The organism is Streptomyces otsuchiensis, assembly GCF_004305975.1.
Lineage (GTDB): Bacteria > Actinomycetota > Actinomycetes > Streptomycetales > Streptomycetaceae > Streptomyces > Streptomyces otsuchiensis.
Window position 1 is genome coordinate 1 of record NZ_BHZI01000626.1, and the last position, 356, is coordinate 356.

At 73.6% G+C, this 356-nt stretch carries 1 pseudogene; it reads left to right on the forward strand.

From position 1 onward, the window contains the following. Window positions 1-313 (forward strand): annotated as a pseudogene (locus E0D90_RS26975) (hypothetical protein); the annotation flags it as partial. Window positions 314-356 lie beyond the last annotated feature (43 nt).

The following is a 356-nucleotide window of genomic DNA, read 5'->3' on the forward strand; positions in this document are numbered from 1 at the left end:
CCCCCACGCCCTGGCCGCCCTCGCCGTCCAACCCCATCTTCCCGGCACGGCCTACCTGTTGATCGAGATGCTGTACTACGGCCAGGACCTCGACCTGCTCGACGACCTCCCCACCGACACCGTCCATGTCGCGCTGGAACCGGGCGCCCTCGCCCGCACACTCGACCCCTGGCTCGCCCGCAACCCCACCTGGACCGAGGCCGAACGCCTCCCCCTGGTCCACCCGGTCGTCGAAGCCGTCTGCAACGGGCGCGCCTACCTCAGCAAACGCGGCAGCGTCGGCGTCCTGCTGCGCCGCCGCACCACCGGCTGAGCGCCCGCCCGTTCCGCGTCGCCGCACCCCCGCACCCCCGCAC